Source organism: Vibrio sp. FF145 (assembly GCF_041439075.1).
GTDB classification, from domain to species: domain Bacteria; phylum Pseudomonadota; class Gammaproteobacteria; order Enterobacterales; family Vibrionaceae; genus Vibrio; species Vibrio tasmaniensis_A.
In genome coordinates, this window is the sequence record NZ_JBGONH010000128.1 from 1 (window position 1) to 1241 (window position 1241).

Here is a 1241-nt window from a genome sequence, read left to right on the forward strand (position 1 = left end):
GTCCAACAGGTATTTATCCATTGTGCTACGACAACGGATAAATACTTAAGCGTTAGCATGCAGGAGTAATATGAAGAAAATTCTCATCATTGGTAATTCTGGTTCAGGTAAGAGTTGGTTGTCGAAACAGTTATCCCAAAAACTTCAGTTGCAAGAAGTTAACTTGGACTCGATTGTATGGGAGCCAGGCGGCTATAATCAAAAACGCTCCTCTGAAGCAATCGATAATGAAGTTGCTAGTATAAAGTCTCAATACAGCTGGGTGGTTGAGGGAGTATTTGGTGCCTTAGCTGAACAACTTATCCTTTCTGTTGATACGTTGCTATTTTTGGATTTGGAATGGTCTGAGTGTGAAAGTTCTCTTTATGCCCGTGGTTCGGAGAGTTCGAAGCAACTTAACGAGGAACAGGCTGAGAAAAACTTTCGTGAATTATTGAAATGGGCTTCTGAATACTCAGTTCGAGAATCCAAAAATTCACGACAGTTCCATCAGCAATTGTTCAGTGATTTTCACGGTACTAAAATACGTTTCACTACACGCTCTCAAGTGAATGAGTTTGTAGCGGAAACAACATGCTAACAAGTAATTCAAGCTGATTCGCAACGCTTGGCGCTTTTGGTTCCAATTAGTTTGGTGATTACGGCGAAGTGTTTAAGTAATGCGGTAGCGTTGCTCACAACTTAATTGGACGTTAAACAGATTAAAAATAATAAGGAGTATTAAATTGAAAACAGTACATATTTTTTCGTTAGTGGCAATTTTGGTTACAACAGGTTGTAGTGGCATTAGGGGCTATGGTGAATCACACCGAGCGACTTACTCTGATATTTGCGTTGTCGAGAACGAAAAAGTAACAGTCCCTGATTTTGAAGAAGATTTAGTTAGTCAATTAGAGGATAGAAAATTAAAAGTTAGAGTTGTCGAAGAAAGATCTCAATGTAAATCTCCTGCTTACCTTACATATACCGCATTTCGTAGCATGGGAATTGTTTCAAAAGTAAAATTATCACTATATGAAGAAGGCATTAAAGTTGCTTATATTGATTGGGATTCAGGGCGCAGTCCTATGCCACCTAAGATTTCTGAGAAAACATATAAAACCGTTGAGTTTTGGCAAACAGCAGAGGCTTTAGCTGGTTTGTTTGGTGAAATACAAATCGAGTAGTCATCTGTTTAACAAATAAAGATTAAGGTGTTGCGTAGCCAACACTAAATCCCAAGTGTTGAACAAGCCCGAAGC

Annotated in this window: 2 protein-coding genes; both read left to right on the plus strand. The window is 38.6% G+C overall.

Going from position 1 to position 1241, the window contains the following annotated elements:
• The first annotated feature begins 70 nt into the window (after window positions 1-70).
• Window positions 71-580: an AAA family ATPase gene (locus ACED42_RS21795; protein WP_371704150.1), complete on the plus strand. Its 510-nt coding sequence runs from the start codon at window positions 71-73 to the stop codon at window positions 578-580.
• Window positions 581-725: 145 nt separating this feature from the next.
• Window positions 726-1166, plus strand: coding sequence for a hypothetical protein (locus tag ACED42_RS21800; RefSeq protein ID WP_371704152.1), 441 nt, complete (start codon window positions 726-728; stop codon window positions 1164-1166).
• Window positions 1167-1241: the final 75 nt, after the last annotated feature.